Here is a 26639-nt window from a genome sequence, read left to right on the forward strand (position 1 = left end):
TAGCCCCTAATCCCCCCAAGGAAACAAAACCGCAATTCATTCACACCTTCAAATGACTTACTCAGCGAACATACAGCGCTACCAAAACATGTCTTATCCCAGAATAGGCCAAAGTGGCTTGCGCCTTTCCGAGCTCTCACTCGGCCTGTGGCACAACTTCGGCGGGGTAGACGCATTCGAAAACGGACGCCAAATAGTCCTCAAAGCTTTCGACAAAGGCATCACGCACTTTGACCTGGCCAACAACTACGGTCCTCCGGCGGGTTCGGCCGAGGAGACTTTCGGCAGAATAATGGCCAAAGACTTGGCCCCCTACCGCAACGAGCTGGTCATCTCCACCAAAGCCGGACACGACATGTGGCCCGGTCCCTACGGCGACGGAGGCAACCGCAAATACATGCTGGCCAGCCTCGACGACTCCCTGCAACGAATGGGCTTGGAGTATGTGGATATATTCTACTCTCACCGCTTCGATCCGGAAACGCCGCTGGAAGAGACCCTCTACGCTCTAGATACCGCCGTGCGCCAAGGAAAAGCCATGTACGTGGGTATCTCGAAATACAATCCCGAACAAACGGAAAAAGCCGTAGAGATCCTGAGCCGTTGGAACACGCCGTTTATCATCCACCAAGAACGCTACTCCATGCTCGACCGTCATATGGAAGAGGGCTTAACTGACACGCTCGACAAACACGGCCTCGGATGTATCGTGTTCTCCCCATTGGCCCAAGGGCTTTTGACTGACAAATACCTGAAAGGTATCCCAGAGAATTCCCGTGCGGCCAAATCGACCGGATATTTGCAAAAAGATCAGGTAACGCCAGAATTGGTCGAACAACTGAGACAGCTGAACAACCTAGCCATGCAAAGAGGCCAAAGCCTGGCGCAAATGGCCATCGCCTGGAATCTCCGCCTGCCTACCGTAACATCGGTATTGGTTGGCGCCAGCAGAGTCGAACAGCTTGAAAACAACCTGTTGGCCCTAGACAACAAAGCTTTTACAAACGAGGAGCTTTTGCAGATCGAGCAGATTCTGAAAGGATAAAACCGAATTTAGTCTTAGGTATCAGGCATTTGGTACTGGACCTATAAATAGAGGCTCAAAAAAGAGGTCGTCCAGCGTTTCGCCAGACGACCTCTTTTCTTTATTGCAATGAAAGGATAAATCCTTAGGCCGTTGCAAGGTTCCAACCTTGTAACCACCCTTAACGTAAGGCTCCAGCCTTACACTCCCTATTTTTCTTTCTTAACAGGCTTAAACGGTTTCTTCCACTGAATCCTGTACATCAGCGAAACACTCACCGCCGAAGTGGACGACTCTCGGGTACGCCCATAACCAGGCACATACGAAGGATTCAAACTCTCATCACTTCCACCCGAAGTATCCAAACCGAAGCGGTAACGCATTACCGTAGCCAAAAAAAGATCTCTCCATACGGCCACTTTCAGACTGACATTAAGCTCGTACCAACTCGCCGAGATATCCGTACTCTTCTTGTTGATCGTATGTTCCCCCCAAATATCTTGCTGTACGGTATAATCCAACTCTTCGTCAAACTTACCCTGTCCCCGCCGAAAACCTACCGCCAATACGGCGTTATCCTTATTGCGGAAGGCGAAATTCCAGTCGGCTCCGACGCGGTAATAATAACCGCTCACCTTGTCACGGACTTTTGTTTCCCTGTTATAATCGTCACGGTCAGGATAGCCGAAAGTACTGTTCGTAAATTCTTCAGATGAGTACCCCGCCGAACCCGCAATCAAAAAACGGCCAAGTATATCGGTATCGGCGCTTACGCCAAAGCCCATATAATCCTTATTGAAGGCCGAAGAACCCAGATTCGTCAAATCCACGCCAAGCCTGGCCGCGGAAGGCAAATACCAAAATTTCGGTTTAGGAATCCGCAACGAATCCGATTCGGATTTCTTTTTCTTCTGAGCCATGCCAAAAATCGGCGCCAAGCCCATCAGCATACATATGAATAAAGATCTTCTCATGCTCTAAAATACCGCCAGTGTTAATTCTCAGGGTCCAAGCGCCCGTCAACTACCCTAATGTTCATTTCCGTACCGACTTGCAACACAGGCTCTCGCACATCCGCAAAACGGAAACCCGTCCTAAGAACCTCAAGGTCTCTAAAAACGAACTCAAGTCCGCAAAATTCGGAAATAAAAGAAGACTCTCCCTTATACCCCACTTCCAGCTCATACTTCACCGACTTGTTCACAAAAACATAAGTCAGCTTATCGTATCCCTCATGAACGGGAATCTCCAAACTCGTCACCAAGTTATCGCCCTTATGATACGCCGTATCCGGCAACTCCTTCACATAAACGGAATCGAACCGCACCTGAAGCGGCACCGTATCGTTTTCCGCCGCCGGATCGCTAGGAACGTCAATCTCAAAAAACGCCACCTTGATATCCCTGGTGTACTGCGAAGTGCAATCCTGGTCCTCACGGCAAGCCGACAAGCCCAAGAAAGCAACCGCCATAGCACATAGCGCCGTTCTCAGCGCCCTTTTCACCTTATATTTCTCCATATTAAGATCCTGGTCCTCCATACCCGGCCAGCGCCGGAATCACATAGCATACCGCAACAAATTTACCCTTTTTCGCCATACTTCGTGACATCCGGACCGATTAGGACACAATTTTTTCGGTCACCGGCCCTTTACTATACATAACGCCCACATCGGCCAAAGCAAGGTCCTAACTTTCAATTCCGATTGAATTGCCGTACCTTTGCCGACCGAAAAAAACGAGTAAGATTTGAAAGCCAAGGGATTAAAGAAGGATAAGGTTAACGTGATCACGCTGGGTTGTTCCAAAAACCTGGTAGACTCCGAAGTCATGATCACCCAACTGAAGGGGAACGACATCGAAGTGGAACACGAGGCCACTAAAGACGACTCCAATATCATCATCATAAACACCTGCGGCTTCATCGCCGCGGCCAAGCAGGAGTCTATCGACACCATCCTGCGTTACGCCGAAGCGAAGGACGAGGGAGAGATCGACAAACTTTACGTAACCGGCTGCCTTTCGCAACGCTACAAGGAGGATCTGATCAAGGAAATCCCGCAAGTGGACGCCTTCTTCGGCACCGCCGAGGTTCCGGCCCTGCTCAAGCGCTTCAACGCCGACTACAAGCACGAACTCGTGGGCGAAAGGATGACCACCACGGCCAACCACTTCGCTTACCTCAAGATAGCCGAAGGCTGTGACCGCCCTTGCTCGTTCTGCGCCATTCCGCTGATGCGCGGCAAACACGAATCCACGCCTATCGAGGAATTGGTGAAACAAGCCGAAAACATGGTCAAGAACGGAACGCGCGAGCTCCTGCTCATCGCCCAAGACCTGACTTACTACGGCATCGACATTTACGGCAAGCGCCGTTTGGCAGATCTTCTCCGCGCCCTCTCCGACGTCGAAGGCGTAAAATGGATCCGCCTCCACTACGCTTACCCGTCCGGCTTCCCGCTCGACGTGCTCGACGTAATGGCCGAACGCGACAATATCTGCAACTACCTCGACATGCCTCTGCAAACGGGCTCCAGCGCCGTGCTCAAGCACATGCGCCGTGGCATCGACAGGGAAAAGACCGAGAAACTTATCAATACCATCCGCGAAAAGATTCCGGGCATCACCTTGCGCACCACACTTATCGCCGGCCACCCCGGCGAGACCGAGCAGGACCACGCCGAGACGCTCGACTTCGTTAGCCGGATGAAATTCGACCGATTGGGAGTTTTCCCTTATTCCCACGAGGAAAACACGCACGCCCACGACACCATGGAAGACCTTCTTCCGGAAGAGGAGAAAGAGGCGCGCGCCCAAGAAATCATGGATATCCAAGCGGAAATTTCTTACGAGCTGAACCAAGAAAAAATCGGCAAGACGTTTCCAGTTCTTATCGACCGAAAAGAAGGCGACTTCTTCTACGGACGTACGGAATCAGACTCGCCAGAGGTTGATAACGAAGTACTTATCGACGCCCGCCAGCACTACGTACGTTTGGGAGATTTCGTGGAATGCCACATCGACGACGCCACGGAATTCGACCTTTACGCCACTCCGGTTTCGCAAACGGCCGAAACCGACGCCTGAAAACAGGCCGGCAACAACAACCCCAAGCCGTTTCTTGCGTAAATGAAACCGGTACAATCTGATCATCCGAGGCGACAAGCAATGATTAAATGCGAAAAAATCCAAATGGGAGAGACCAACAAGTTCTCTCCTATTTTTTTGGAATACCTGAACAACGCTGAAAAGCTGAGACCGTTCTTCTCCCGATGTCCGGAGCTCGAAAACTTCGGAGCCCAAATCGAAGAAAAACAGTTTTCGGCCGAAAAAAGGCAAATACTGAGAGATTCCCTACTCGCACAATACGAAGGAATCGAAATCAGCGCCGAACTCCAAAACAATATCGGTTCCCTGCTCGACCCGAACACCTACACCGTCACCACGGGTCATCAGCTTAATATCTTCACCGGCCCGCTGTATTTTATCCTCAAGATAATCACGGCTATCAAAGTTTGTGAAGACCTCAAACAGCGTTACCCGGAACGCAACTTCGTCCCCGTCTATTGGGCGGCCACCGAAGACCACGATTTCGAGGAAATAAACCACTTCAACCTTTTCGGAACAAAATACACTTGGAACACCGACCAAAAAGGCCCTGTCGGGCGCTTTGACACGGCATCTATCCAAGGGCTGATCGACAGCCTGCCCGAAAAGCCGGAACTGTTCGTAAAGGCGTATTCCGAATCCAAGACACTGGCCAGCGCGGTCCGCAAATATATCAACGGGCTTTTCGGAGCCTCAGGCCTCGTCATGATCGACGGCGACCGACCGGAACTCAAGGCGCTATTTTCTCACGTAGTCAAGAGCGACCTACAGGAGCACAAAGCCAACGATTCGGTTAACGAATATTCCCAAAAGCTGGAATCGCTAGGCTACAAAGCCCAAGTCTTTCCCCGCAAGATCAACTTCTTTTATATGGAAGACGGTCTCAGAGAGCGGATTATTCCTGAAGAAGACGGTACTTACAGCGTCCTGAACACCGAACTGAAATTCGAAAAAGAAGAACTTCTGGATTTGGTTGACAGCCATCCGGAGCGCTTCAGCCCAAACGTGGCCCTGCGTCCGCTCTACGAGGAAACCATCCTTCCGAACCTCACCTATATCGGCGGGCCAGGCGAACTCGCCTACTGGCTTCAGCTCAAAGGCGTTTTCGAAACTTACGGAGAGCGCTTCCCTATTCTGTTTCCAAGGGCTTTCGCCATGGTTATCAGCAAGGCGAACCTGAAGAAAATGGAGAAAGCCGAAATCAGCGTAGCAGAGCTGTTCCTGCCGGAAAACGAACTCAAAGAACTGCTCACCAAGCGCCACGGCGACGCCGACTACGAGATTTCAACGGAATTGGCCGAACTGGCCCAAGTTTTCGAAAAAATCAAAGCCAAAGCTGGCGAGGTTGACAAAAGTCTGACCGGATTTGTAGGCGCGGAACAAGCCAAGGCTCTCAAATCGGCTAAGAACATCGAAAAGAGACTTCGCAAGGCCGAAGAGCAGAAAGCGGAAAGGGCGATAGCGCAGGCAAAAGCCGTAACAGACAAGCTGTTTCCGAACGGAGGCCTTCAGGAGCGCCACGACAACTTCCTGAACTTCCAGCTGAACAATCCAGACTTTATCGGCCAGCTTACGCAGGCCATCAACGCTTTCGATTTCCGTTTTAATATCCTTACGGAAGAACAGACGAAAAAAGAAGCGAAAGCTACGGTTTGCTAAGACCGAATCGGTTTTCAAAAAACACCAAGGGCCTTCCGAAACGAGCATCGGAAGGCCTTTATTTTTTCATTTTTATCCACAAAAAACAATTTAGGACAATTGAGTCCCTGAATTGCGCAATATATTGATAGCCTTATTCTTAATCTCATCATAATTTGGGCTTAAATACCAAACCATGAGACTGTTTAAGACTATATTCATTCTAGCCTTGCTGTCCGGATCAGTCGCCACGGCCCAGATCCAACCGGACCCGCTACCCTGCAAATCCCCCTCCGCACCTTCGGAATTGGGCTCCGGGACCGGACTTTTCCGCACGCACTCCGAAGAGGCGTTGCCCGAAAAATATATTATCCCGGTAGTCTTTCACGTATTCGGAGACAAGTTCATAGCGGACAGAAAAGTGACGCCCGAAATCATCAAAGACGCCCTAAAAACGACAAACGAAGACTTTCAAGGGAAAGCCGAAGACTGGAACGACACAAACCCAAACTTCAACGATGTGAAAAAAGCCTTGAGCATCGAGTTTCGTTTGGCGAAAATAGACCCAGACGGCAGACCAACAGAGGGAATCATGTTCTATCCGAATGAAAAAGGGCTTGGACACAAACAAAAGCGGAATAACTTTATCAGCAACTTGGCTTGGGACAATTACAAATACATGAACGTCTATGTCATGCTTGATCTTTATGACGACGGCAAGGAGACCAATTCCGGTGTGGCCTGGTACCCCGATACCGAAATGTCAAAAGACAACTTGGCAAGAGTGGTGTACAACGGGAGTTATCTGGGCAAAAACACTTCGGAAAATTTCCGTTCGGTTCTTACTCACGAATTTGGACACTGGCTCAACCTCAAGCACACGTTTGAAGGCGGATGCTCAAAAAACAACTCCGACGACGGCGTAGCGGACACCCCAAAAGCGGACGATTCGAAAATGGGTTGCCGGGGAGTAAACAACTGCTTTGGAGAGGAAATAAACGGTGAGAATTTCATGGATTATTCCAACTGCTACGCCATGTTTACCACCGGCCAAGTAGCCCGGATGACAGAAGCTTTACAACACCCTGCCCGTTTCACTATCTGGCAAAACGAGAATCTACAGGCAACCGGCGTGGCCGAAAACCAAACACTGGTACCGGGCATCAGCCTCTTGCGGACGAAATTCGGCGAACACCCCAGAAATAACGGCTCAGTAGCCGACACGGCCTTAATCTTCACATCTGGCGAGGCAAAATTCAAAAGCTTAGCCAACGAATCGATTTCACCAAGCGATTACACTTATTCGGGTTTTCCGGAAGGAATTGTACCAAAAATAAAAGTCACTTCGCCGACTACCGCCACGCTTTATTTCAAAGGAAAAACCTCAAACCACAGAAAATCCGACACGGAATGGCAAGGCCAAATCAACTTTAACGCATCTGCTTTTCAAGACAATATTCAACCCGCAACAAGCAGTAGCTTTCAAAATATCGAGATCAAGTTCATTGATCCTTACGAGAAACTCTGCGAACCTACCATGACATACGGGGCCGGCTACTCGCATATTCGCCAAGTACAAATCGGCGATATGAAAAACCCTACCGGCAACCAGAAAACCTACACCGACATTTCCGGCACAAAAACCGCCTACTTGGAAACAGGCAAAGAGCACGACTTAGTGGTCCAGGCAGGCACGGGTGACTCCGGAGAAGAAGATCCGATAATGATCCGAGTGTGGGGTGACTGGAACAACGATCTTTACCTTGCGCCCGAAGAAGTGGTTCTTAAACATGATTTTGTAGCAAACGAAGCCACAGTGGGGACCTACACGCACAAAGTGAAATTCACGCTTCCGGAAGGCCTTCCCGCCGGAGAATACAAAATGCGGGTAACAGTCCACTACAAATACGGCAACGAAGGCGAAGACCCGTGCGGGGTGGTCAATTCCGGAGAAACCGAAGACTATCTAATCGTAACGGGAGAAACGGTACTTGGCGCTATTGAAAAAGCGAAAGCAAACGTATCGCCTAACCCAACGAGTGGTTCTATCCAATTGGGCTATGATTTCCCAAAAAACAGGATACAGATTCTGAATAACCAAGGAAAAAAACTCTACGAAACATCAAATGCCACAACGCTAGACCTTTCGTATTTCCCATCAGGGATTTACTTGGTCAAAGGCTCGAATAATAGTAAAACCGAAACCGTAAGGGTTTGGCTCAAGAAATAATACCTCAAACAAACAAAAATCCCGGACCGATAAGCGACCGGGATTTTCAATCAATTTTTTATACTGATGATAATCGCTAATTAGTACAGCTCAGCGAAACGGTTCGGATCAGTTTCCCTCATCATTTCGTATGCCACGTCAAATACATCTTCAGAGTTTGGTTTCGAGAAGTAATCCCCATCCGAAGAATAAGCAGGACGGTGAGCTTTGGCCGAAATACAAACCGGCTTGGAGTCCAAGTAAGCGTAAGCTCCTTGGCCGTCCACCACTTGTTGCATCATAAAGGCGGAAGCGCCACCCGGAACGTCTTCGTCGGCGAAGATAACCCTGTTCGTCTTTTTGATCGACTCCACAATGCTATGATGAACGTCAAACGGCAACAGCGACTGTACGTCGATCACCTCGCAGGAAATTCCAACCTCGGCCAACTGGCGGGCGGATTCCATTACGATACGGCACATCGCTCCGTAAGTAACGGTTGTGATATCAGCGCCTTCTCTCAACACCTCAGGAACACCCAAAGGCAAAGTGAATTCGCCGAGGTTCACAGGCATTTTCTCTTTCTGCCTGTAAGCGTTCAGACATTCGATCACCAAAGCCGGATCGTCGCCTTTCAGCAAAGTATTGTAGAAGCCGGAAGCCTGAGTCAGGTTACGGGGCACCAAAACATGCATACCGCGCAAACTGCCGAGAATCATACTCATAGGAGAACCCGAGTGCCACACGCCTTCCAAGCGGTGACCTCTGGTACGGACGATCAACGGTACTTTCTGCCCGCCTCTAGTACGGTAGTGCGTACAAGCAACGTCGTCAGTAAGCGTATTCAGAGCGTAAACGAGATAATCAAGATACTGAACCTCGGCGATCGGACGCAATCCGCGCAACGCAGCTCCCGTTCCCTCACCGATGATGGTCATCTCGCGGATACTCGTATCGTGCACTCTAAGCTCGCCGTATTTCTCCTGCAAGCCGGCCATTCCTTGGTTTACGTCACCAATCTTACCCACATCCTCGCCGAAAGCAAACAGTCTAGGCTCACGCTCAAAAGCTTTGTCGAAGCAAGTGTTGATTACGCTAAAACCGTCAACCAAAGGAGCGTCCTCGTCGAAAATCGGCTTTACCTCTTCCACTTTCAAAGCGGAGAAGTCTGATTCGCTGTGAAGGTGCGAGCTGTATTCGCGCTCGTATTTTTCCATAGCGGAAGACAACCAAGCTCTCAAAGACTCGCGTTGTTCCGTTTTTTCCGTTCTGGTAAGCCTCAACGCCTTTTTCGCCATGCGAACCACATCGGACTTGATAGGTGTCGGAGATTTCTCGAATTCGGAGATCAGGCTGACCAAATCCGGCTGGAGTTTGCTGGCTTGGGCCAAAGCCTTCACCAAAGCCAAACCTTGGTTTTTGTCGGCGTCCACTGACTCGCGATAAGCTTTCCAAGCTGAGTTCTTCTGGTTACGCACCGACACTTTAGCTTCCTTCTCTATAGTCTCAAGAGTCGCTTCATCGGCCAAGTTTCTATCCAGAATATATTCCTTGAGCTTAGCTACACAATCGTACTCATCCTCCCAAGTCAAACGTTCCTCAGACTTGTAACGCTCGTGCGAGCCGGACGAAGAGTGTCCTTGCGGTTGCGTCATCTCGATTACGTGAACCAGCGACGGAACGTGGTATTTACGGGCCCAGTCGGCGGCTTCTGCGTATGTTTCGCAAAGCGCTTCGTAATCCCAGCCTTTTACCACAAAGATTTTAACACCGTTGGAATCACCTTCTTTCCCGAATCCCTTGAGGGCTTCAGAAATGCTCTCTTTCACCGTGTGATAAGAGTTCGGTACGGAAATTCCGTAACCGTCATCCCAAACGGACATCACGACAGGAAGTCCCATCACACCAGCGGCGTTTACGGTTTCAAGAAACACGCCTTCGGAGGTGGAAGCGTTGCCGATAGTCGAGAACACCACTTCGTCGCCGTTTACGGAAAAGTCCGTCATATCGGCCACGTCCGGATTCTCACGATAATATTTGGAAGCGTAACCCAAACCGATTACCCTGGCCATTTGCCCTCCTGTAGAAGACACGTCGGAACCAGTCAGTTTCTTGTCGGTTTGTTTTACCCATTCGCCGTTTTCGTCAAGGAGCCTCGACCCGAAGTGGCAGTTCATCATTCGCCCGCCACTGGCCGGCTCTGCCTCAATATCTGTATGGGCGTATAGTTGCGCGAAAAATTCACGGGGAGTAAGCTCCTCCATGGCGAACATAAGTGTTTGGTCCCTGTAGTAACCCGAACGCCAGTCCCCTGGCTGGAAAGCCCGGGCCATAGCGATTTGAGCCAACTCTTTGCCATCTCCGAAAATCCCGAACTTGGCTTTTCCCATGAACACTTCTTTCCTTCCCTGCAAGCTTACCTCACGGCTTAAACAAGCCACTCGGTAGTCATTCAGAACCTCATCTTTAGCAAGGCTATTTTTCTTTATCGTCATTTGCGTAGGCACGTCGTAAAGCATTTTTCAGAGAGCTTCGGTTATACAACAGTCTATAACAAATGTATACATTAAAGTTGCATAAACCAAAGTATTACGGATTGCGAGGTCTTATGAGAAGAGTATAAGAACCTTCTCTCTCGTTAAACGATTTAAATAAATAACAGGTTTTATTTCACCCAAAATCAAAACTTTATTCTATACCGGTGTATTTTTTTGAAATTTCAATTCACAACACCTCAATGTCTCGGAATTTAATTTTGTAACAAAACCAAGAAACAAACCACTCACCATCGTATTATATAAATAGAATGTCATACAAGAAAAAGAAAACCAATAGAAGATAATGATAATTGGCCAAAATGCTCTATTTTTCCACACATAAGAACCCTTAATTAACCCCTGAAATGAGAATTGCAGTACCGAAAGAGATCAAAAACAATGAGAACCGCGTAGCCCTCACCCCGGCTGGCGTAAAAGAGCTCAGCAACCGCGGGCACGAGGTTTTTGTTCAGGCAACAGCAGGTATCGGAAGCGGATTTCCGGACGAAGCCTACGCCAAAGCCGGCGCCACTATTCTTCCAACTATCGAAGAAACTTACGCGGCCGGCGACATGATCGTCAAGGTTAAGGAGCCTATCGAACCGGAATACAAACTGATCAAAAAAGACCAGTTAGTCTTCACATACTTCCACTTCGCCTCTTGCGAACCGCTCACTCATGCCATGATAGAAAGCGGAAGCGTTTGCCTGGCTTACGAGACCGTGGAAAAAGAGGACAGAAGCCTCCCGCTTTTGGTTCCGATGTCGGAAGTGGCCGGCCGTATGGCTACGCAAGAAGGAGCGCACTACCTTGAAAAGCCTTACCGCGGACGCGGCATCCTTTTGGGGGGCGTACCCGGCGTAAAGCCAGCCAAAGTATTGGTACTCGGCGGTGGCGTTGTGGGAACGCAAGCGGCCAAAATGGCCGCAGGTATGGGCGCCGATGTCACTATCATGGACCTCAGCCTGCCGAGAATGCGCTACCTCGACGATGTGATGCCGGCGAACGTTCGCACTCAGATGTCGAACGAATACAACATCAGGGAAGCCATCAAAGACGCCGACCTGATTATCGGAGCGGTTTTGATTCCCGGAGCGAAAGCGCCTCACCTCATCACACGCGAAATGCTTAAGGACATGCGTCCGGGCACAGTGCTCGTGGACGTGGCCGTTGACCAAGGCGGATGCATCGAGACTTGTACTCCTACCACGCACGAAAATCCGACATTCATCATCGACGACGTGTTGCACTACTGCGTAGCCAACATGCCGGGCGCAGTGCCTTACACCTCTACGTTGGCCCTTACCAACGCGACCCTTCCTTACGCTATCGAACTGGCTGAAAAAGGATGGACAAAAGCTTGTCAAGACAACGCGGAGTTGCGCAAAGGCCTTAACGTGGCCAACGGAAAAGTCGTTTACAAAGGCGTATCCGACGCGTTCAATCTTCCGTACACCGACGTTGATGAGTTTCTCGCATCAACAGCGGGCTCAATGTCAGTGGACTAACCGAAAAATCGATCTTCGATATAAACAAAAAAAGCGGCTCTTGAAGCCGCTTTTTTATATCCCTTTTACGAAAAACGTTTGGCTACTAGCTCAAAGAAATCAATCACCGACTCTTCGTTCATCTGCCACCCGTAACGCATCATGTACTCGTTTTTCAACAAATCCACCGCCCCGTCATAAGACCGTTGCCTTTCGATCGCCTTAATCGCTATCCTGAAGGCGTCCTTATCTCCGTTAAACAAATCGTTCGTATAACGGAATTGCTGGTTCAGGCTCAGCGATTTTTCCAGACTCTTACCCGTATTCTTTTCCAACGAATCCGCCAAGGTTGATTTCTGCTCATCCTTATTGGAAAAGGAATCATTTAAAGTCGGAGGAGCGTCATTTTCTTCCTCGCCTCCGAATTGTGCGGAGAAATCAGCAGCTATGGATTTGAACACGTCTGGCGCATCATCCGACAACGGCTCAGGCGCCGGTTCCTGCGGACGAAAATCTGTCTCAGGCGCCGTAAACGGTGTTGGTTCCTCTACTTCGGGAATGTCAAGTGTCTCGAACGAAAACGGATTTGGCTCAGGCTCGGGTTCCGGCTCAGGTGACACGAAAGGAAACGGCTCAGGCTCGGGCATATCAAAAGCCGTTTCGGCAATTTGCGCCGCCAAAATCGGTTCTGTCTTCGAAAGCGCTTCGCAAAGACGTTCTCCACGACTTTCCTCATAACGCAAAATCCCGTCCCCGTCAAACAAAGACTTCAGCCGGTTCTTGTCCACGTCCGCCAAGCCGTTGCTGTCCATAAACGCTATGGCCTTCTGGATTGAAGATCTCCAATCAGAAAGGAACTTGCCCCACTCCGCCAGATCGTTTCGGGTAAACGAATACCCATCCTGCTCGTCGATGAATTCCTCAGGAGCGAAAACCATCATAATCCGGGCCTTTACGGCCGAACGCAACAACGGAGCGAAATCCGTCCCCTTAACCTTTATGTGTTGCGACACCACGTTCATAAACGTGTTTAAGGCGCTCTTCACCTCCCGGCTTTCAAAATCAAAATACGGGCTCTTCAACCTTTCGGCTTCCGATTTCCATTTCCCGAATATGTCGCGGACAACCAGCAAATTCAGCTGCCTGTCGGCCGTTAGCTCCACGATCTCTCTCCCCCCAATATATTCCTTATTCTGGAAAAAATCGGAGACGACTTTCTTCGTGAATATGTTTGCGTATGTATCGATCAGCGATCGGTTAAGATTGAATTCCATGTGTGCACTTTGAATTGGAACTCTAAAATATAAAATCCCGGAAAGATTCTTTATGAAAAATATTATATATTGGTTAAGTCCTTGAAGAAAGCAAAATTTTCAAGTCACGCCACAGCCATTCCGGACCGTCCGAAAAAAAAGAAAAACACCCAACTTCATCACAAATAAACCGAACCTAAAGGCCGAACCGAAAAAAGGATTGGCTAAGTCTTTATTTTCAAATCTTCCCAATGCCGAACTCAAACCTGACAATAAAGAACATCAACAACCTGAAAATCAATATATCAGAATCTAAAAAAACACTTCTTTCCCACATCCACACCGCACAAACCGACTGGATGCACGCTTGCGGGGGAAAAGGCAGGTGCGTAACTTGCAGAGTTCGGATTCTGGAAGGCGCACAACTTCTGTCGGAACCAAGCGAGTTTGAGGCTATGTGCCACCACAAAGGCCTCTTAAAGCCTGACGAACGCTTGGCCTGCCAATGCAGCCCCGTCGAGGCTGGCGAAATATACGGCGAAGTGCCGGACAAATGTAAGCTCAAGCATATCGAATACAGCTATTGAGCCCAACACGTTCAGAGTCTTTTCACTTTAAAGAAATTGAAAAAATTATATGTTTGTAGAGCCTAATTTGGGAAACCCCTCCGCAGAGAATGAGAAAAGCACTGGTTGGATCGAGGTGGTTTGCGGTTCCATGTTCTCCGGCAAAACCGAAGAGCTTATCCGACGCCTGAAAAGGGCTTCGCTAGCCCAACAGAAGGTCGAGATTTTCAAGCCCGCCATCGACACCCGATACGACGAGGAGGATATCGTTTCCCATAATAAAAACAGCATCAGGTCCACGCCCGTGGAATTCGCCCGTGACATCACCCTGTTGGCTCAGCAAAGCGAGGTGGTTGGCATAGACGAGGTCCAATTTTTTGACGAAGGCATAGTGGACGTGGCCGTCGAGCTGGCTGACATGGGCAAGAGGGTGATTGTAGCCGGACTGGATATGGATTTCCAAGGCAAGCCTTTCGGCCCGGTTCCTGCGCTGATGAGCGTAGCCGAGTTCGTCACCAAAGTCCACGCCGTTTGTATGAATTGCGGTGCCGTGGCCAACTACTCGTACAGGCTCAGCGAGTCGGAACAAAAAGTCGTTTTGGGCGAAAAAGACGCTTACGAAGCGCGTTGCAGAAAGTGTTTTAACAAGGGAATGAATGAGAAAACCCGACAAAATAAGACGGAAGCCGTTTCCGGCAAAAATTAAGGCCGTAGCCCTAGCGCTGGCCCTGTTCCTTTGCGGAACGGGCCAGGCCCAACAAATCCCGACCGGAACATGGAGGGCGCACCGGTCGTACAACAACGCCAAACACGTGGCGCTTACTCCCGACAAAGTTTTTTGCGCCACGGCCAACGGCATGTTCTGGCTTGACAAGCCCACTTCCGAAATTTTTCCGCTTGGCAAAGAGCAAGGCCTTTCCGGCGCCGGAATAACGGCCCTAAATTACCTGACAGCATCCAGCACACTCTGCGTCGTTTATCGCAACGGCAACGTGGACCTGATCCGAGACGGAAAAATCACGAACTCTCCCGCCATCGCCGATTCGGAAATAGCGGACGGAAAGGAAACACTCGGGGTTTTCGGCCACGAAAAGGAACTTTGGGTTCTCGGCGAATTCGGAGTGGCGAAAATGGACAGCGAGACCGGAGTGGTAAACGAAAGCTATTTGAAACTGGGCCCGCAGGGCGTCGAAACATCCGTGTTCGCAGGCGCTATTTTGGGTGAAAAAGTCTATCTGGCGACTTCCCACGGCGTAATCGAAGCGCTCCGTTCTGGAAATCTTCAGGATTTCAGGTCTTGGACTCCGGTCAATGGGCTTCCGGATAATATCAGGCACATCGCCAAGGAAAACGACAAACTGTTTTTTGCGGGCGAAAATTCAATCTGGCTTTTCAGCAACAACGCCTTGGCCCCGCTAACATTACCCGCCACGCCCTTGCGTTCCATCACTTCAGGCGAGAAAACCATAGTATGCGCAGGCAACGGCGCCTGGACTTTGGGCGAAAACGGCTTTCAGACCATTCTAAAAGGCGAAAACGACGCCCCTTCACAGGCATTCGCCGATAACTCTGGAAAATACTGGCTAGCCGACGAAAGAAAAGGCTTGGTTTCCGACTTCGAGGGCGAATTCAGAACCTATACTTTATCCGGCCTCGCCGATGACCAACCCGCCAGGATTTTCGATTTGGCGTCGGGAACGGTCAGTCTTCCCCAAAAGATTGACGGGCAGGCCTCTGTCGGTTTCTCTTTATTCGAAAACGGATTATGGACAAACCTTAATCCGCTGGAAAACGCCAATATCGAAAACGTAAGCCTTGCGCAAAACATATCGGATATAGCGATAAATCAGAACGACGAAATCGCTTTGGCTTCCAACACTCACGGTCTTGTTATTTTTGACAAAAACAACAAAACCTTTAGACAGGTCAACGCCGGACTCCCTTCCGAAAACGGAGTAACAAACGTTCATGCCGTAAGCGAAACAGGACTTGACGGGACTCTTTGGGCGATTGCGGGCGACAACCAAGCGAAACTTTACAGCAAAAAAGCGTACGAAAACTGGACCGCTTTCACCGGCAGTATCGGCAATCTCGCTGGGGCGAAATCTATTGTCACCGCCCCGAATGAGCAACGCTGGATTTATTTCCCCAACGGAAACGGCATTATAGTCGTGGACAACGAGAACAAATTCCGCTTTCTGGGCCGTTCCGAAAACCACGGCGCATTGCCGTCAGCCAATATTAACGATTTGGTTTTCGACCGCTCAGGTTTCGCTTGGGTGGCCACAAATTCCGGCGTAGCCTACATCACCAACGTCTGGGGCACCACAAACAACGAGGCCATAAACGCCACACGTCCAGTAAACGAAAGCCTTTACCTTTTCGAAAACAAAAAAGTGCATTGCCTTGCCGTAGACGGTGGCGACCGCAAATGGTTCGGAACGGACGAAGGCCTTTGGCTTTTCGACAAGTACGGTGAGGAGCTGATCAAGCAATTCACCAGCGACAACAGCTTCCTGCCTTCCAATAAAGTGCTTGACTTATCTATCGACCATTCCTCAGGCGAGGTATTCGTCCTCACCGACGCCGGGCTGGTATCCTACCGCTCCGACGCCACCGCCGGAAACAGCTCGCAACCCGAAAAAATCAAAGTGTTCCCGAATCCCGTCAGGCCGAATTATAGCGGATTGGTAACGATCAGCGATTTGGTAACCGACGCAAGGGTAAAAATCACGGACGCTTCCGGACGGCTTGTTTATGAAACACGGGCGAACGGAGGCACATGCGTATGGAACACCCGGGACTATACTGGGCGAGCCGTAAAAACGGGCATTTACCTAATCTTGGTCACCAATGACGACGGAAGCGAAACCGCGGCCGGAAAAGTGGCCGTGATCAGATAATTTTATAAACAGACCGAAATGCTGCACCCTACGAAAGGAATCGTCCTGAATTTTATCAAATTCAAAGAGTCGTCCATTATCGTAAGAATATACACCGACGCTTTCGGACTGCAGAGTTACATAGTCAATGGAGTCAGAAGTAAACGGAGCAAAGGGAAAATCGCCCTTTTTCAGCCTCTGACGCTGTTGGACATGGTGGTTTACAAAAAAAACAATTCCGATATCCAGCGCATTTCCGAATACCGTTGCGCCGAACCATACCATACGTTGCCATTCGATATCGCTAAATCGGGCATCGCCATGTTTCTTACGGAATGCCTTGCCCGCTGTATCAGGGAGGAAAAAGAGCAACACGACCTTTTCGAATTCCTTTACCATTCTTTCCTCACGCTTGACCACCTTGAGGGAAGCATCGCCAATTTCCACCTTCAGTTTCTACTCAAATTCGGCCGATATCTTGGCTTCGCCTTACGCTCCACTGACGACTTGCTGACACAAACAGAGGTTTATCTAAAGACCGACACTCTCAGTCCTCAAAATCGTCAGAACGTAGAAAAACTGATCAATTCAGGCTACGGAGATCCCGTACCTATGAATGTGGAATCAAGGCGAAAAATTCTTGATCTGATTCTGAAATTTTACCAATTGCATGTGGAGAATTTCGGTGAGCTAAAATCGCTTCAAGTGCTCGAAACCGTCCTCCACAGGTAAAAATAGCAAGACGACAATACAACCGAACCAAACAACAATCCATGAAAAACAATACGAACAGACTCGGCGCCACCTACCGGATTTGGCACTGGGTAAACGGCGTTGCCGTACTGGGCCTACTGGGCACTGTCATTTTACGGAAGACTTTTTTGAGCTGGCGTACAAACAGTGCCGTAATCCAAGACAAACTATCAGAGTTCGGCGTTACGGCCGACGCGGCCAAAGCCACGGCGAAAACCATAAGGGCCCCAATGTGGGAATGGCATTACATCTTCGGGTTTATAGCCACTGGGGCGTTGGTGATTCGCTTAATACAGATTATCGCCAAGAAAGACACTTCCTCCTTGGCTCCGGCAAAAAAGGTCAGCTCTGGGGGAAAAGACGCATTTGTGAGGCTATCCTACATCGCTTTTTATATTATGCTCGGCGTAATGGCCGTAACGGGCATCGCTCTTTACTATTCTGACTCCTTCGGGTTAACAGGCGACTTTAAGCATGATATCAAAGAATTCCACGAAGCCTTGATGTGGTTTTTTGCTATTTTCACTCCAGTCCACCTCTTAGGGGTTTTCTTAAGTGAGTTAACTGACAAGCCAGGCATCATCTCACGCATGATTAACGGAAAAGGTCAAAAAACCGAGAAGCCGGTTGAGGAAACGGAAATAGTATAGTTCTACTGTACATGTAAAAAGCCCGGGAACGAAATTCGTTTCCGGGCTTTTTTATCTCAACAAAGGTCAATCAATCTTTTATCTAAACAGCCTTGCCGAAGCCCCGATTCGCAAATAGCTTCGTTCGTTTCGCTCTGGCTTATCACCCACTTCCAACGTATAGGAGGCATCCAACTGAATGCGGTCTGTAACTGCGTAAAGCGCACCGAAACCCGTGTATGAACGCCAAACCCAATCGATATCATTCTCGTAATAATCCGTTTTATATTCTCCGAAAATGCTAAGATCACCAACCAAGTTCGCTCCTAACATAAGGCCATATGAGGCCTCGTCCGAAGCAGTTACCCTGTGTCTCCAAGTGAAATTAGCCGTTGCGAAAAAGTAGTCTCCAATGTTATTTGAAGCCGAGAACGTAAGATCGTTCGCAAACGACTCGTCAGTATGGATAATGGGCATATAAGCCGTCTCAATTATTGACACACTAGGAATTAGCCCCTCTCCGCTATAAAGCAAAAACTTCAAGCCGAAACTCGGGTTCTGAAACTCAGGATCGCTTTTCACCTCCCCGTTATCATTATCAGTGACAGTTTGTAGATAAGCGATATTTCCCCTTAACTCCAACCTGTCCGTCACTCCGAATCTAACAAGACTAGTCGGCCACTCTCTAAATGACTTTTCCCCTCCCGTACTGTAATCCAACTTATAAGTATCCATTCCCACCTCTATCTGCAAGCTTCCGGATGGAAGAGTATTTGCCCGCAAAATATTGAAAGGCCTCTCAGTAGTGATTTTTTGGGCAATCAATCCTTCGGTCAAGAATAGAACCAATCCAAAAACCAATAGCCAACGCAAATTCTTCATGTTATGCGCAAAAATTAAGTTTGAAAAACGAAAATCCAATTTACGCCGAAATTACGAAAAAATGGCTTAGGACTGACACGCAAACAGACATGTTAAGCTTATATTTTTACTACCTCAATTTTACCCCCCTTCACTTAAGGTGAGTTTTTTCCATAAACAGCATAGCCTAACTCACCTAAACAAAAACTCAACGATGTCTCGCAAACTAAACTAGTTCTTTTATTCTGGTCATTAAATCATGGCCTTTCTCCTCTCTAAAGAACTTAGAAGTGGACTCGTAACCGATCTCAAAAATCCTTTCCATATCCTCGTTCTTGACGGAGAATGTCCCGTAGTCACCAACACCGTCGGGGATCATCAATCCATCACAAAGAGCTAGACGTTTGGCCACCTTCGACGCACTATAAATATCATAAACTCGGTCTAAAAGCTCCGCCACATTGCCCATTGTCTCGGTTGACCGGCTTTTTACAGGCCTTAGGTGCATTCCCAAAAGAATATCGCATTTATCCCTAATCAAATCCGCTGGAAAATTATTTGTTATACCTCCATCAGCGTACAAAACACCGTCGATTTCGACCGGGGTAAACATTCCGGGAAAAGCCGAGGAGGCCAATAACGGGCGCAGTAACTCCCCTTTCTCAAATGCCACCATTTTGGGCGCATTCAAATCTGTTGTGACCACCACAAGATGCTTTTTCAACGCCTCAAACCTATTTTCGGGAAAAAACGCTGCCATTGGGCCTTCCATTCTCAGGGTATCAATAATTCCCATCTTGGAAAACGAAAAATTTCCCAGCGCAAACAATTTTGTCTCCAAGAAAAAATCAAGGGTCTCCAGTGGGGAATACCCTGCCGCATAAAAAGCGCCAACCATTGCACCTCCACTCACTCCCGCTATCAGGTCCGCCTCTACTCGGTACTCCTTAAGGCATTGCAACATCCCGAGGTGCGCCATACTTTTTGCGCCACCTCCTGAAAAAGCCAGTCCAATCCGATATTTTGTCGTTGTATCCTTAGTCATCTTAACAATAAATTCCTGATACCAAAAAAGCGCCCCTCATGAGCGCTTTCCATCCTAATGTTCTTTTTCCGCCACCAACTTCATTTCCGGCGTCGCGTTTTTCGTCTTCTTGGGACGTCGCGCACCAAAACTTCCTTTTGCAATTTTGCCTCTTTTGGTCTTTTTATCTCCCTTTCCCATATCTACGGATTTAGGTTTAACAATAAAATACCGCACGAGCCAACACCACTATATCATTTGAAAATATAATGAATATTTAACAAAAAAGAGATTTCAGAATCTATCATTTCGCTTTCAAAATGACATATCGAACTCAAATGAGTCGAAAGCATAAAGAGTCTCCGAGAAATGCACGTCAAACCGAACATGCGACGGACCTCTCATTCCACTTCTAGCCGACATCCGCTCTTTGATTCTCTCGCAGGCCCTCATTACCTTTTCCCTGCCCAATTCTCCTTCACAATCCACCCGCACAAACACTCGCTTGTCGTCCAGGCCTTGCAAGTCACAAGTGACTCCATAACGCTTCTTCAACGGATCATTGGCTCCGTGAAGTTTTCTGCTCAATTCAGAAAAAACATTTTTATGCTCTACCATTCTTAAAACATTTACCGCTATACGACAAAATTCAATGGTAGCATCAAGGGTATTCGAATCTGGAAGCCTATCGGAAGGGAGGTTCCGTGAACGATTTTCCCCGGGTTTGGGGCGCATCCTGAGAAAGCACCGTGGTGTTCACACTACTCGGTTGCTGCCTTTCAGGCTCTTGATGCTGTAACAAAAGTATATCCTAAAGACTAAAGAAACAAAACCTAAAAGGGAATTTATAAACTCAAAAAACAAGCGGGAAAACAAAATACTGGGATTCAGCAAAATATGTTAAGCATAACCAAATTCCAAAAACTTAACAGTTCGACAAAAGGGAAAAAACGCTATACAAAATGTCCTTACAGGGAACTGGACAAGCCATTGTTTATGGAACGCTAAAACTCTCAGCAAAAAAAGACGCCAGCCAAAAGCCGACGCCATTTATCCCCCTCACAATACCACTTCACTCAAATATTATTCGTTGTTTATAAAGTCGTCGATCGCCTTTATTTCGTAGGCGCCTCCATATTTACGCTTATTCACAAAAATCACCGGACCTTTCGAAATCCCGCACCGGTTGGCGGTCTCAATATCCTGCATCATCCGGCTTAGGCATTTCTGTCCGTTAAGCTCTCTCTCAAAAGCATCCATATCCAAGCCCAACTGCTGGGCACAATAGTAAATCCGGTCTTTGTCCACCCTCTCGCTGGTCTCAAACAGCTTCTGGTGCATTTGCCAATACTTCCCCTGCAAACCGGCCGCTTGTACGCTTCTTCCGGCCATATCGGAAAACGGGCTTGACCTTTGGTCCGGCAAACAACGAAAAACATACGCCATTTTGCCTCTGTTCATCGCCCGGACACGCATCATGACCTTAAACAGCTCCTTGCTTTCCAAGCTCAGGTAATCTCCGAACTCAATTACGATAATCGGCGAATCCCGCTCCCCACTCACATAGTCCCCCACATTGACCCGCGGAGTCATCGTTATATATGTCATACTTGTTTCTGATAATGACCGGAAACACCGATAACCGGCACCCGGCGACGAACCTCAAACCCATCAAAGCGCAAAAATGAAATTGCGCTCGACTAGATTTACACTCTTTCCCTTACATCCAATGAGCCAGCCACTTCCGATACTGTTGTCTCACTATGCTGAAATCGGCCCTTAGGCTGGTTTCTTTTTCCTCAAGGCCTTCGTGCTCTTTGAGAAAAGGATCTCCCTTCGCTATTTTCGAACTTCTCCCCCTACTTATCGTAGCCAAATTTTTCTCATGGAGTTCTACCGCGTCCATCAAAGACTCGGACTCTTGGCTCATAGCTATAAAGCGGTTCTGGAACATCTCAACTTCCTTTTTCCTCTCCACGTCGGTATATTTTCCCGACACTTCCCTAAGGAGCTTCTCGAAAGTCAGGATCTCATCTTTGAAGAACCGGATCTCGCTACGCCAATGTTTGTTATCGAAATGCAGGCTATCCGTATTCACGCTATCGCTACCCATACTTGACAATTTTTTGATGGAATAAGAATGACTTCTCATCGGGATTAACACGACAATAATGATGTTGTTTTGAAGAAAAACGTACATGAGGGATTATTTCCGCAGTAGACAAACTGCTGAAACGAAATAAAACCAACCTCCACAAGCTATGAATCTCACGCTTTTGAGGGGCCTGAACTCACTTTCCAGTTCTCGCAAAGCCCACACAATAAAAATCACATTTTAGACCCTATAACATTTGTCTAAAGATCTTCCCGCAATGTCCTTCGATATATATTGAGGGTTTATCTTTTTCTATTCATACTTAAATCGTTGTAGCTTAATCCAATTATCGATTTCATAGCCTTTTAACTTTCACGCAATGATTGGCATTATCAGAAAATCAGCCCGAATATCTTTTTGGCTTTGCATACTATTACTGTTGGGAAGTGAGATTTCTTTCGCATCCAAGATTGAAAATTCTTTATCAACTAAACTTACTCCGGAACCAGACAGCGCCTCTATAAAACAGGGGTACGCACACCTTACATACTCGCAAATCGGTTATGACATCAAAAGGCCTAAATATTTTATGTTTAGGGAATCCGGCACAATCCGGCCGAAGAAAAGGGCATCGTTTACGGTTAGGCGAACGACCGACCATAAAAAGGCATTGTCCGGACGTTTGCGTTTTGAAGGGGAAAAATGGGGCGAACGTTGGTGGAAAGGCGATTTTTCGAAACTGGAAAAAAAGGGAGAATACTACATCCAGCTAAAAATAGGCGACAATGAAATAAGTAGCGACCCTTCCGCTCCAATCTCCATCAAAAAAGATGTTTTGTGGAACTCGACTTGGGAATTGACCACACTTCACCAACTTGAAATCCGGGCAAAAGAAAGCTACAAGCCCGAAGGCGGCTGGCGAGACTGTGGTAGCACTTTGCAGGAACTCAGCAGTCATGTCATCATGCTGAACTCTCTCTGCGACCTTTGGGAACATGCGAGAAAAAAAATAGCTCCGTCTCAACAGGACGATATTCTTCGCCAACTTATCATCGGCACCGATTATATCGGAGTCTGTCAGGACAAGGCCAAAGAACTGGGCTTCGGAGACGGCCCCGTGGTGCACGAACCCAGAAGAACCCAAAAGGTCATTACCGGAAACTCTCCAAAAGCCTCGATGATATTGGCGAGAGTGGCCCGAATTGTAAAGGAAAAATACCCTGCCAAAAGCGCTAACTATATCCAACGGTCTATCAAGGCTTTTGAATGGGCAAAAAGCCACGCTCCAATCACGTATTCGGACGAAACGGATAATTTCTCAATTGTTCACGGAGCGCCGAAAGGAATGAAACCACCAAAGGAATGGATGACCCGAGATTTGGTTATGATGATGTGGGCCTCTTTAGAACTTTATAAATCAGGGCAAGACCAATACAAGAATGACGCTTTTGAATACGCCCGCAAGGTTATGGCTCGACAAGTGCCCGCTGACAAAGCGGAAGAAGGGCTTTACGGACATTTTTACACGTATGACTCTTTCGATTTTACGGAGAAAGCCAACATCCATTGCGGCGCACTAGACAAGCCGTTCAAGAATTATAACCAAGGCGGACATATGCCTCATTACCTGATTCCGATGCTTGAGATGGCCATGATCTGGCCCGAACATCAGGACAGGCCAAAGTGGGAAAAAACCGTCCGGGATTTCGCTTACCATTATTTCCTGCCGGCTACCGAACAAAATCCGTTCGGCATTCTTCCGGCGGGTTATTACAAAGGTGTCGGGTTGCTGAATTTCAGCGGATGGTATCATGGCCATAATAATATTTATGGCTATGCCGGAGCTTTGGCCTCCGTTTTCTCAAGATATTTTGACGACAAACAATTCGAAAAAATCGCATACGGAAACCTTCAATGGATCACCGGTCTACATTGTGGTTTTCCGGGCGCCGACAGAAGCTCTTCCGCTTCGATGATCGTAGGGATCGGGAATGTGTGGAAAAACGATTGGGACGCAATGAAAGGAACGATCACAAACGGATTTGAAGCGTATAGGCAATTCAAGCTCAAACGCCCAACTTTGGCCGATGACAAACCCAGTTATTTCGGCAACGAAGGCGCCATCCATCATTGCGCCGGCTGGGTGACGGGAATCAGCTATTTCTATTCCGACGCTTTCAGCAGAAAGAAGCATTAAGCGAATAACATCATTTACAGAAAAAGGCTGTCTCACTCATGCAAGACAGCCTTTTTCCATTGCCAAAATCTCTATTGTCATTTAACCAAAACCCGGAACGATTTCGTAAATTCTCTCGATTTTACTCTTACGATATAAACGCCTCTCGGATAATTAGCAAAATTGAGTAGCCTTGTATGGTTCAGCGCTTCGGGCAATACCGCTTCCTGAAGCTTATACCCTCCGGACCCGAACACATACACTTTCAATTCCTGCTCTTCCAGAAGGTTAGCGGTTACGTGAAGGACTCTTTTCCCTGAATTTCCCGGCAACGGATTCGGATATACGATAATCTCGCCCTCCGGCGCATGGGCTTTTTGTCCGTAGGTATCGTATATATTGACATCGTCAAGACTGACTATTCCCGTGCCTGCGCCCGTCACTTTTATGGCGACCCTAACATTTTCCTTACCGGCATAATCACTAAGATTCAGGAACACGCTTCTCCACTCTTCTGTATTTGAATCGAAATCAGTGGAGAACAATGACGTTTCATAATTTTCGGGAACGGCTTCCGAAAGCAAAACCTCTATTTTACCGGACGGATTCTCTTCCCCTTTTCTGTCAAAACGATATTTGAAAGACATCGAGCTTTCCACCAATCCCCTAAGATCCAAAAGTGGCGACACTAACCACATCCCATTGCCGTAGGCAACTTTTGTCATATCCCCAACCAAAGAATCCTTTTTTCCTAAAATCGGACTTACAAAACCGTCATAAGCCACACTCCATTCCGGCGTTTCGGAGAAATTCTCACGGGAAGGCACTTCCGTAACCAATTTGTTTTGGGTGAATTTTATATACTTGGCATCATTCGAGGTATTCTCGTCAACATCATTATTTGGCTTCTCCAAACGCACTTCCAAGGTGTGTGTACCTTCTGGGATGATTCCTTCCGCCCAATTCAGGTTCAATGTCTTAGCCTCGCCAGAGGGAAGCTCTAATTCTACATTCGCCTCCACTTCTCCTATTCCGGCGGATTCGGAATTCACTACAACTTTGAAAGAGCTTACGTCTGCCCTTCCCTTATTCTCCACGGTAATTTCCATCGGTGACGACCCGAAACCTGTTACGATTACCGGGCGGGTCACCTCTTTCAATGCCAAATCATAGAAAGGCTCGTCACTGGCATCTTCTAATCCTTTTGAAGACGACAAAGTCTTTCTCAGGTAAGAACTCTCCAACACGGTACGAATACGGAACTTCTGGTCTTCGGTAAACAGGTTCATGCACCTGTCGGCCGAATAATCCATAAAGTTTTGGAACATTACCACTTCACCGCACCCACCTACATGCGGGTGATCACACTTAAAATCCGCAGAAGAATGGCCACTTTTAGTTATCGGGGTGTCATCACAATAGTCATTTACTGAACTGCAAGAGAAATTACTCTCTCCGCTACCCCAAGTATGAAGTAGGCCCAGGTAATGTCCCATTTCGTGGGTCAGTGTACGGCCTTTGTTTGTCTCATCATGTATCAGCGACGGAAAGGCCCCATGGTCTTCGGAACCGAAACGTTGATAGGAAACAACAACTCCATCAAGATCTTTGGAGAAACTACCACCCAAACCACCTAAATCCCCTAACGGCAAGCGGGAAAAACCAAAAATGTTATTTCCGATATTGGCTACCCAAACATTGACATAGCTTGCCGGATCCCATGTGCTCATAGCTTTCATCTCCCTCTCAGCCCGTACGCCCGCGGAGCCGTTTTGAGTGATATCCACCCAAGATGTACGCCCACCGTCAATCCTTACAATTCCAGTGGTTTCGCGACCTTCAGGGGTTTGTTTCGCCAACACGAACTCAACGCCAATATTCGCTGCCACTGACCTAAAGTCTTCGGGAGTATTTTCCTTATCAGGGTTATTCCGTTGGAAATCCTCGTTCAATACGCGAATCTGGGAAAGCACTTGCTCGTCGGGAATATTCGGTCCCACTCCATACGGTTCGCCATTATGGATAATGTGTACGACCACGGGTATGCGTATCACCTCCTGCTCGGCGCTCATCAAGAATGATCTGGATTGCCTCAACATTTTTTCTTCCGTCGCCTTCTGTTTCATCCAGATCTCAAAAGCCTCTCTCTGAACCCGCTCCATCTCGGGATCCGAGAACATCGACGGCACTCTACAACGATCCTGCGCCTGCACGCGCCCACCAAGGAGCGTTACTCCTAGAAACATAAAAAATAACCCCGCCAAACCGGATAAACGTCTCATCTTCATCTACATTTCGATTTTCCCAAAAGTTCAAACACAGACATCAAAACAAAGCAACCGATAAGTCCCATAATATCCAAATATCGACGCAAAAGCAACCGACTAACTCTAATAAA

The 26639-nt window shown here is 48.0% G+C and carries 22 protein-coding genes and 1 riboswitch; of the genes, 11 read left to right on the forward strand and 11 right to left on the reverse strand.

Annotated elements, in window-relative coordinates; translation table 11 throughout:
• The first annotated feature begins 52 nt into the window (after positions 1–52).
• Complete coding sequence (gene mgrA / locus AABK39_RS12415) at positions 53–1045, forward strand: L-glyceraldehyde 3-phosphate reductase (protein ID WP_338391672.1); 993 nt, start codon at positions 53–55, stop codon at positions 1043–1045.
• Between the two features lie 188 nt (positions 1046–1233).
• Here mgrA and AABK39_RS12420 read toward each other — a convergent pair whose 3' ends face one another.
• The gene (locus AABK39_RS12420; RefSeq protein ID WP_338391673.1) at positions 1234–1998 is read right to left on the reverse strand and encodes a DUF6048 family protein; all 765 of its coding nucleotides are present in this window, start codon (positions 1996–1998) and stop codon (positions 1234–1236) included.
• Positions 1999–2018: 20 nt separating this feature from the next.
• A complete protein-coding gene (locus tag AABK39_RS12425; protein WP_338391674.1) occupies positions 2019–2543 on the reverse strand; it encodes a hypothetical protein in 525 nt (174 codons plus the stop codon).
• Positions 2544–2772: 229 nt separating this feature from the next.
• On the opposite strand from AABK39_RS12425, the gene rimO reads away from it, so the two are divergent.
• The 3 genes from rimO to AABK39_RS12440 all read left to right on the forward strand — a co-directional run bounded on the left by rimO (position 2773) and on the right by AABK39_RS12440 (position 7999).
• On the forward strand, positions 2773–4110 hold the full coding sequence (rimO, locus tag AABK39_RS12430; RefSeq protein WP_338391675.1) for a 30S ribosomal protein S12 methylthiotransferase RimO: 1338 nt from the start codon (positions 2773–2775) through the stop codon (positions 4108–4110).
• A gap of 81 nt (positions 4111–4191) precedes the next feature.
• On the forward strand, positions 4192–5790 hold the full coding sequence (gene bshC, locus AABK39_RS12435; RefSeq protein WP_338391676.1) for a bacillithiol biosynthesis cysteine-adding enzyme BshC: 1599 nt from the start codon (positions 4192–4194) through the stop codon (positions 5788–5790).
• Between the two features lie 175 nt (positions 5791–5965).
• Positions 5966–7999: a M43 family zinc metalloprotease gene (locus AABK39_RS12440; RefSeq protein WP_338391677.1), complete on the forward strand. Its 2034-nt coding sequence runs from the start codon at positions 5966–5968 to the stop codon at positions 7997–7999.
• 80 nt (positions 8000–8079) lie between these two features.
• Here the strand turns inward: AABK39_RS12440 and AABK39_RS12445 are convergent, their stop codons facing one another.
• Entirely contained in the window at positions 8080–10497 is a 2418-nt protein-coding gene (locus tag AABK39_RS12445; protein WP_338391678.1) for an alpha-ketoacid dehydrogenase subunit alpha/beta, read from the reverse strand.
• A 383-nt stretch (positions 10498–10880) separates the two neighbouring features.
• Between AABK39_RS12445 and ald the strand changes: the two genes are divergently transcribed.
• A complete protein-coding gene (ald, locus tag AABK39_RS12450) occupies positions 10881–12023 on the forward strand; it encodes an alanine dehydrogenase (protein ID WP_338391679.1) in 1143 nt (380 codons plus the stop codon).
• 65 nt (positions 12024–12088) lie between these two features.
• Here ald and AABK39_RS12455 read toward each other — a convergent pair whose 3' ends face one another.
• Entirely contained in the window at positions 12089–13276 is a 1188-nt protein-coding gene (locus AABK39_RS12455; RefSeq protein WP_338391680.1) for a hypothetical protein, read from the reverse strand.
• A 230-nt stretch (positions 13277–13506) separates the two neighbouring features.
• Here AABK39_RS12455 and AABK39_RS12460 point away from each other — a divergent pair, with 230 nt between their 5' ends.
• The 5 genes from AABK39_RS12460 to AABK39_RS12480 are packed head-to-tail and all read left to right on the forward strand — an operon-like array spanning position 13507 to position 18106.
• Positions 13507–13842, forward strand: coding sequence for a 2Fe-2S iron-sulfur cluster-binding protein (locus AABK39_RS12460; protein WP_338391681.1), 336 nt, complete (start codon positions 13507–13509; stop codon positions 13840–13842).
• A gap of 49 nt (positions 13843–13891) precedes the next feature.
• Positions 13892–14527 (forward strand): thymidine kinase, encoded by a 636-nt coding sequence (locus AABK39_RS12465; RefSeq protein ID WP_338391682.1) that lies wholly within the window; start codon positions 13892–13894, stop codon positions 14525–14527.
• Complete coding sequence (gene porZ / locus AABK39_RS12470) at positions 14478–16724, forward strand: type IX secretion system anionic LPS delivery protein PorZ (protein WP_338391683.1); 2247 nt, start codon at positions 14478–14480, stop codon at positions 16722–16724. The genes AABK39_RS12465 and porZ overlap by 50 nt, the downstream gene beginning before the upstream one ends.
• Before the next feature lie 18 nt (positions 16725–16742).
• On the forward strand, positions 16743–17435 hold the full coding sequence (gene recO / locus AABK39_RS12475) for a DNA repair protein RecO (protein WP_338391684.1): 693 nt from the start codon (positions 16743–16745) through the stop codon (positions 17433–17435).
• A 41-nt stretch (positions 17436–17476) separates the two neighbouring features.
• Complete coding sequence (locus AABK39_RS12480; RefSeq protein ID WP_338391685.1) at positions 17477–18106, forward strand: cytochrome b/b6 domain-containing protein; 630 nt, start codon at positions 17477–17479, stop codon at positions 18104–18106.
• A gap of 78 nt (positions 18107–18184) precedes the next feature.
• On the opposite strand, the gene AABK39_RS12485 is transcribed toward AABK39_RS12480, so the two are convergent.
• The 6 genes from AABK39_RS12485 to AABK39_RS12510 form a co-directional block, all read right to left on the reverse strand.
• Positions 18185–18967: a transporter family protein gene (locus AABK39_RS12485; protein WP_338391686.1), complete on the reverse strand. Its 783-nt coding sequence runs from the start codon at positions 18965–18967 to the stop codon at positions 18185–18187.
• 205 nt (positions 18968–19172) lie between these two features.
• Positions 19173–19991 carry a patatin-like phospholipase family protein gene (locus tag AABK39_RS12490; protein WP_338391687.1) on the reverse strand — a complete coding sequence of 273 codons (819 nt, stop codon included), beginning with the start codon at positions 19989–19991 and terminating at the stop codon, positions 19173–19175.
• 54 nt (positions 19992–20045) lie between these two features.
• Positions 20046–20171 carry a 30S ribosomal protein THX gene (locus tag AABK39_RS12495; protein WP_338391688.1) on the reverse strand — a complete coding sequence of 42 codons (126 nt, stop codon included), beginning with the start codon at positions 20169–20171 and terminating at the stop codon, positions 20046–20048.
• Between the two features lie 114 nt (positions 20172–20285).
• A complete protein-coding gene (locus AABK39_RS12500) occupies positions 20286–20588 on the reverse strand; it encodes a hypothetical protein (protein WP_338391689.1) in 303 nt (100 codons plus the stop codon).
• An 82-nt stretch (positions 20589–20670) separates the two neighbouring features.
• Positions 20671–20769, reverse strand: a riboswitch (SAM-I-IV-variant riboswitch).
• A 284-nt stretch (positions 20770–21053) separates the two neighbouring features.
• Positions 21054–21578: a DsbA family protein gene (locus AABK39_RS12505; protein ID WP_338391690.1), complete on the reverse strand. Its 525-nt coding sequence runs from the start codon at positions 21576–21578 to the stop codon at positions 21054–21056.
• 112 nt (positions 21579–21690) lie between these two features.
• Positions 21691–22083, reverse strand: a complete 393-nt coding sequence (locus AABK39_RS12510) for a hypothetical protein (protein WP_338391691.1) — start codon at positions 22081–22083, stop codon at positions 21691–21693.
• A gap of 361 nt (positions 22084–22444) precedes the next feature.
• Between AABK39_RS12510 and AABK39_RS12515 the strand changes: the two genes are divergently transcribed.
• Positions 22445–24262, forward strand: coding sequence for a glycoside hydrolase family 9 protein (locus tag AABK39_RS12515; protein WP_338391692.1), 1818 nt, complete (start codon positions 22445–22447; stop codon positions 24260–24262).
• 77 nt (positions 24263–24339) lie between these two features.
• On the opposite strand, the gene AABK39_RS12520 is transcribed toward AABK39_RS12515, so the two are convergent.
• Positions 24340–26523, reverse strand: coding sequence for a M43 family zinc metalloprotease (locus AABK39_RS12520; protein WP_338391693.1), 2184 nt, complete (start codon positions 26521–26523; stop codon positions 24340–24342).
• Positions 26524–26639: the final 116 nt, after the last annotated feature.

Origin of the sequence: Fulvitalea axinellae, assembly GCF_036492835.1 — a bacterium.
In the GTDB taxonomy this organism is placed as follows: domain Bacteria; phylum Bacteroidota; class Bacteroidia; order Cytophagales; family Cyclobacteriaceae; genus Fulvitalea; species Fulvitalea axinellae.